Source organism: Mesorhizobium sp. Cs1299R1N3 (assembly GCF_037179625.1).
GTDB lineage: Bacteria > Pseudomonadota > Alphaproteobacteria > Rhizobiales > Rhizobiaceae > Mesorhizobium > Mesorhizobium salmacidum.
This window is the reverse complement of record NZ_JAPYKQ010000040.1, coordinates 1-5,970: the sequence shown is the minus strand read 5'-3', so window position 1 is coordinate 5,970 and position 5,970 is coordinate 1. Positions and strand designations below refer to the sequence as shown.

General features: G+C 59.4%; 6 protein-coding genes. 2 read left to right on the top strand and 4 right to left on the bottom strand.

What is annotated here, in order from left to right; genetic code table 11:
* Positions 1 to 164: 164 nt before the first annotated feature.
* From O7B34_RS31830 to O7B34_RS31815, 4 genes are all read right to left on the bottom strand, one after another.
* Positions 165 to 1,013 carry a DUF3313 domain-containing protein gene (locus tag O7B34_RS31830; protein WP_337149694.1) on the bottom strand — a complete coding sequence of 283 codons (849 nt, stop codon included), beginning with the start codon at positions 1,011 to 1,013 and terminating at the stop codon, positions 165 to 167.
* 321 nt (positions 1,014 to 1,334) lie between these two features.
* A complete protein-coding gene (locus O7B34_RS31825; protein WP_337149693.1) occupies positions 1,335 to 1,964 on the bottom strand; it encodes a methyltransferase family protein in 630 nt (209 codons plus the stop codon).
* Positions 1,965 to 2,067: 103 nt separating this feature from the next.
* Positions 2,068 to 3,357 carry a HAMP domain-containing sensor histidine kinase gene (locus O7B34_RS31820; RefSeq protein ID WP_337149690.1) on the bottom strand — a complete coding sequence of 430 codons (1,290 nt, stop codon included), beginning with the start codon at positions 3,355 to 3,357 and terminating at the stop codon, positions 2,068 to 2,070.
* Between the two features lies 1 nt (position 3,358).
* Positions 3,359 to 4,045 (bottom strand): response regulator, encoded by a 687-nt coding sequence (locus tag O7B34_RS31815; RefSeq protein ID WP_337149689.1) that lies wholly within the window; start codon positions 4,043 to 4,045, stop codon positions 3,359 to 3,361.
* 508 nt (positions 4,046 to 4,553) lie between these two features.
* Between O7B34_RS31815 and O7B34_RS31810 the strand changes: the two genes are divergently transcribed.
* On the top strand, positions 4,554 to 5,213 hold the full coding sequence (locus tag O7B34_RS31810) for a LysE family translocator (protein WP_337149687.1): 660 nt from the start codon (positions 4,554 to 4,556) through the stop codon (positions 5,211 to 5,213).
* Positions 5,214 to 5,345: 132 nt separating this feature from the next.
* The gene (locus O7B34_RS31805) at positions 5,346 to 5,849 is read left to right on the top strand and encodes a GNAT family N-acetyltransferase (RefSeq protein ID WP_337149685.1); all 504 of its coding nucleotides are present in this window, start codon (positions 5,346 to 5,348) and stop codon (positions 5,847 to 5,849) included.
* Positions 5,850 to 5,970: the final 121 nt, after the last annotated feature.

Below are 5,970 nucleotides of genomic sequence, written 5' to 3'. Positions count from 1 at the left end.
CTGGATGGAGGCCAACCGATACATCAATATGGACGATCTGCGCGAGCACAAAAAACTCGCTCTACGCCAAGCCGCATGACCAGCACCATGGCCGCCCAATTTTGCAGAACTTGACGCACACAACCCGCCATTGGAGATCAGAGTCGGTATTCGGTTCGCGCCGGTTACCACAACGAGACCGCGGCACCCTTGTCGGTCCAGGTGGGCGGCAGGCCAAAGCGGGCGGCGACCATTCCCGGAAGGCCGGGAGCCTTTCCGAACGCCTTGCAGGCGTCGTATTTCGGATCGCCGCCAAGCGAGGTCCGCAGTCTTTGCATCGATGGTATCGCTGGCATTCCCTTGAACGGGTCCTTGCCCTTGAGCAGCATGCGGCTGAAGTCGGCGGCGAAGGCCGACGAGAGGGAATACGCATCCCCCACCGTGGACACCCGAGCCCTTGTCGTGACTATGTTCGCACCGCGCGACCAGAGCATGGCTGCCTTCTGCGAACTGTCCTTGTCGACCGCCTCGGCCTCGATGGCCAGGCCGCCGAGGCCGATCGGAAGCCGGGGGATTGGAACGCCGAGCCCCGCCACCGAGGCGCCGAGCGACGCAACGACGGAACCCGCAGCTGCGGTGCGATTGGTCGCCACGATGTTGGTGACGGTAGCGTGGACGATGAGGTCCGCCGGTTGGCTCGGGGCCACGACCTGGAAACGGTCGCTAAGGTCGGTGCAGAGCGCCCGGTCGATCGCGTTTGTGACGAGCGCCAGGTCTTTGGGATCGAAGCCACGGCTGCCGATCTGCGTCGACGTCGGTACAATGCGCACCGTCTGTGCGGCGAGCACCGGTGCCGAATCCACACGCAATCTCGCTTTCGCGAGGATGCCCCCCGACGGGCTCATTCCGGCGTAGGAACCGAGGGACGCGCCCTGGGGCAAGGGCACGCTTGTGCAGGCGGACAACCATGAGAACAGGGCCACGCAGAGTGCTGCTCGCGGCCGCATTTCAAGTCGTCGAAGCTTCAAGATCATTGTCAAATCGTCTGAACCGGGATCATGGGTTCAGGCTTTAACGGCCCCAGCGTTAATGCCGGTAAAGGCAATGTAAAGTTGGGTAAAATCTACGATCAGCCTCGATCTTCAGCCGGCGCATACGTCGCCGGCTGCCGGGAAGCGCCAGCGTAATGGCGCGGCCAGTGGCCTTGTGGCAGCAGGGTGTTGTGCCTCGGATAGTGTCCGTCTACGGCAAAGCAGATTGAGGTAAGTATTGCGACGCAGGCCCGCGGCAGACTGTAGATTTCTCTTCATTGCAATCTGCCGTCTTCGCCTGATTTTCACCGGGCGGGCCAGCTATCAAAAGAGGTGCAACATCGGTTTGAGGAGCCTTGCAGATTGCAACCACTCGATGAGTTCGGACCCGGGGATTGCTAGGAGAAAGCAAGAACTGTCGATAGCAGTACGCTTCAGCACAATTGGGTTGAACGTCACGGGCAACTGATGTGCGACGTCGGCGGCGCTTCGTCTGAGGCGAGGGAAGAAGGCGGGAACCTCGCGGCAATATTCCCGGTAAACATCGCCGAAAAGCCCGTCCAGAGCAATCGATTCGCGGGCTGAGACATAAGCAAATACCAGATACCCAAACAGAAAGTAGAAGGCCGCAATCGCGAGCGAGCCGAAAATCAGGCCGATGCCGGCAAGTCCCAGGGAAGAAAAGAAGTACAACGGATTGCGTGTGTATTTATAAGGGCCGTCCGTAATGAGCTCTCGATTCTTGCGTCCGCCTATATACAGCGATGCCCAGCACCGCCCGGCCACACATATGATGATAAATGCGGAACCCATGAGCTCCATGCCTTGGCGGGGAAGAGTCTCCAGCGGCCAGGCGCTCTGCGAGAATAGGAGTGGCGTCAAAAGCAATGGGACGGCCAGCCAGAGGAACCGCATCCTCTTGCCCTGCTGGAACACCGCCGTGGTCACCGACATTATTCAACTCTCTCGCATTTGAAGAACCGCGATCACGGTTCAGCTTTAGCGATGCCAGCGTTAATGGCGGTAAAGGCAGTGTAAAGTTGGGTAAACCTTGCGATCAGGCTCGATCGTTCGCCGGACTGTACATCGCCGGCTGCCGGGGAATCTCCAGCATGATGGCCAAGCCGCCGACGTCCGGCAGCGACGCATATACCCGCCCACCGTGGCGTTCTATGGCCTGTCTGGCGATCGCAAGGCCAAGACCGTACCCGCCTCTCGGCGCCGCGTCGTTCCCGCGGGAGAATGGCTGGAAGATTCGTTCGAGTTCGTTTCGCCCTACGCCCGGCCCCTGATCCGCGACGCTCACCTTGAGGATGTCGTCTGTCGTCTCGCATTGCACGCTGATTTGCGAATGTTCGGCAGTGTATTTGACGGCGTTGCGGATGACGTTTTCCAGCGCCCGGTAGATCAGCTCGCCTTCGACCTCGGCAAGGAAGCTGTCGTCAACATTGGAGGTGATCGAAACCTCGCGTGCCCGGGCTTCGAACGCTGCGTCGCCCAGGATTTCGTTCAGGAGATCGATGACGTCCAGCGTCTGTGTCTTCAGTGGGAGACGGGAACCGGCTGTCAGCCTGGCGAGAGTCAGCACTTCGCCGACCAGCGCATCGAGCCGTTCGACCTCCCGGTCCATGCGGTCCAGCATGGCATCGAGTTTCGCCGGACTCTGCCGAAGGACACCCCCAACGGCCTGCAGACGTGACAGCGGGGAGCGCAGTTCATGGGAGACGTCGTGGAAAAGTCTCTGCTGTGCATCCTGCAGTTCCTGCAACCGCGCAGCGCTGGAATCGAAATCGTGCGCGAGCGCGGAGACCTCGTCCTTCCGACCTGCCATCTTGTGGCCGATGCGGACGTCGAAACGGCCGTGGGCGAGCGCACTCAGGCCGTTGCGAAGGTGCACAACAGGACGAATGAGATATAGGGCGAGCGCGGCCGCCGATATCGCGCTCGAAATCAGAATACCGAACCCCGGTACGAACGGACCAAGCGTGTCGAGAATGACATTGTATTGCTGAGGCGCGGAGATCCAGTAGCAAATCCCGTCCTTCAGGACGGTTCTTGTCTCCGCCGTGCTCCTATCGGTGCATGCGCCGGACTCCGCGATCCTGGAGATCGTGAGGCCGACCGGTACCGTATCCTCGCTTATGCGGGCAAAGCGCCGAGCGGCATCTTCACCGTCCTTGACAAGTAGGTTTTCAGTCAGTTCGAGGACGACTTCCCACTTCTGACGTTCCAGCTTCGAAGTGGAAGGAAGCGTCTGAAAGAAGTTGAGCGTCAGGATTATGATCACGACGGACGCCGCAAGCGTCAGCCACGTTATCAAGAAGAACTTCTTAAACAGTCGGGGCATGTCAGTCCAAAAGAAGTTGATAGCCTTGGCCGCGGACAGACTTGATCCGTGACTGTCCATCCCCCCTGAGGCCGAGCTTCTGACGCACGCTGCTGATATGGACGTCGATGCGGCGATCGAACGGGGTCAGGGGCTTTCCAAAAGCACGCTTCGAGATGTCCTGCTTCGATACCAACTGGCCGGCATTGCGAGCGAGAACTTCGAGCAGGCTGAACTCCGTGCCGGTGAGGTCCAGTGGCTGTCCGTCCCATTCGGCGGTTCTGTTGCCCGGATGAACCGCCAGCCGCCCGGCTCTCAGCGTGTCGGTGGACAGGCCGGCCGCAGGCTGGTTCGCGCGGCGAAGGATCGCGCGCACTCTTGCCGCGAGCTCTCCTGGCGAACAGGGTTTCGTCACATAGTCGTCGGCACCGAGGTTCAGGCCCGATATCCGGTCGATGTCATCGCCTCTCGCCGTGAGCATGAGCACCGGAACCTGGCTCAGCTTCCTGATCCTTTGCAGTATCTCGATCCCGTTCATTCGGGGCATCATGATATCGAGCACGATCAGGTCCGCCGAGTTGCGCGCGGCGGCAGAAATCGCTGCGCCACCGTCCGTGCCTGTCGCGACGTCATACCCCTCTTCGACCAGGTATTCCTGCAGCAGCGTCGTCAACTCGACATCGTCGTCGATGAGGAGGACCTTGTTCATTCCACTCCATCCTTCATGCCGGTCACCGATAAGACACAAATGCCCGCCGGCGGCGCTATTTTTACCCAGCTTAACACGATTTGACTGCGCTTAACGTTCACACGGCAAACTCATGGGCGGGCGACGCTGGTCGCGTTCGACCCCTGCTGAGATCTGCCGGCTTTCTGTAGCCGAAAATTCAAGACGGACGCGCGCACGCCGAGCCGGGTTGCGGGATGGGATGATTGATGAGCGGCGACGTAACCATGCCGGCGGTGCGGACCGCGGAGAAGACGGTCGCATTGCCGGAACCAAAAACGGCATCTTCACAATCCGTGCCCGGTGTCTCCAGGCTTTGTCGCTCCGAGCGCGGCGCCAAACCTATTATTGAGGCCGATTGCGCTTGCCGGCACCATCTCACAGCTGCCGGTGGTGGGCGTTTCGCGGCGAGCTGGCGGGATGCGCATACCTAGCCTTGGACGCAGCCCAATGCTATTGTTGCTGCAATAAGAAACGGGGCGAGATAATCATGGATTTGACAATTCCCAGCGCAACGAATCTCGGCCTGTTCGTCAGCGCCACGCTCGTGCTGCTTCTCGTACCGGGTCCAGCAGTCCTTTATATCTTCGCGCGCTCGGTCGAGCAGGGCCGTTCCGCCGGCCTCGTTTCAATCCTTGGCATCCACACGGCCACACTTGTTCATGTTGTCGCCGCCGCTGTGGGGTTGTCGGCGCTCCTGGCATCGTCTGCGCTCGCCTTCAGCATAGTGAAGTATGCCGGCGCGGCCTACCTGATTTGGCTTGGCCTCAAGAAGCTCTTCGGCCCGTCGGACATTCCCGACGTCGAGAGCGGTTTGCCGACGCGCAGCCGTATGCGCCTCTTTTGTGAGGGCTTTATAGTCAACCTCCTGAATCCGAAGACCGCGCTGTTCTTTCTGGCTTTCCTGCCACAGTTCGTTGAGGTCGACCGCGGCCATGTGGCAATGCAGATCGCTTTTCTCGGGATTCTCTACACGGTGATTGGCGTTCTGACAGATGGCGCCTATGCGCTTGCCGCCGGCACGGCCGGAAACTGGCTAAAGCGTAGTCCCGTCTATCTCAAGGCTGAACGCTGGGTTAGTGGGTTTGTCTACATCGGCCTTGGCTTGACGGCCGCTTTTGCGGGCAATCAAAAGAAAAAGACCGTCTGACTTCCCTTGGAAGCCGCCCTACAGCTATAGCCCCTGGGCGACCGACAAAATACAGGTGTCGAAGAAATCCTAAGTCTTGTTACGCCGCAGGTTTCGGGAGATTTGCGACGGATTGGCAGAAGGATAATGAATATGAGTATCGAAATCCGACCAGAACGAGCCGACGACGCTCAAACTATTCGTCAGATCACAGAAGCGGCCTTTAAGGTCAGCACCCATAGCAGCGGGACTGAGGGGGCGATCATTGACGCGCTCCGCGAAGCCGACGCCCTCACCATCTCACTGGTTGCCCTGATCGACAACGAAATGGTTGGCCATGTCGCCTTTTCGCCTCTCACCATTGAAGGGGAGCAATCGGATTGGTTCGGGCTTGGCCCCGTGGCGGTGAGGCCGGACCTTCATAGGCAGGGCATTGGAAGCGCCTTGATCCGAAAAGGGTTGGAGCACTTGAAACAGGCGGGAGCGAACGGATGCGTGCTAGTGGGCGATCCGACCTATTATCGCCGTTTCGGCTTCGATAACGATTCAGCATTGCGATATGAAGACCTGCCGGCCGAGTATTTCATGAGGCTGGCATTCAACGGGTCTGCGCCGATGGGGCGCGTGCGCTTCCATGAAGGTTTTAGCGCCAGCTAGAGCGGTTCACGAGTTGATGGAATCGAAGGGATTCCGGATCAGTCGGTTTTGTGATTCAAGATGCTGGCTGGAATGGAGGCCAGCATCTGATGACTCGACCTCTTTCCAATGATCTTCGCGA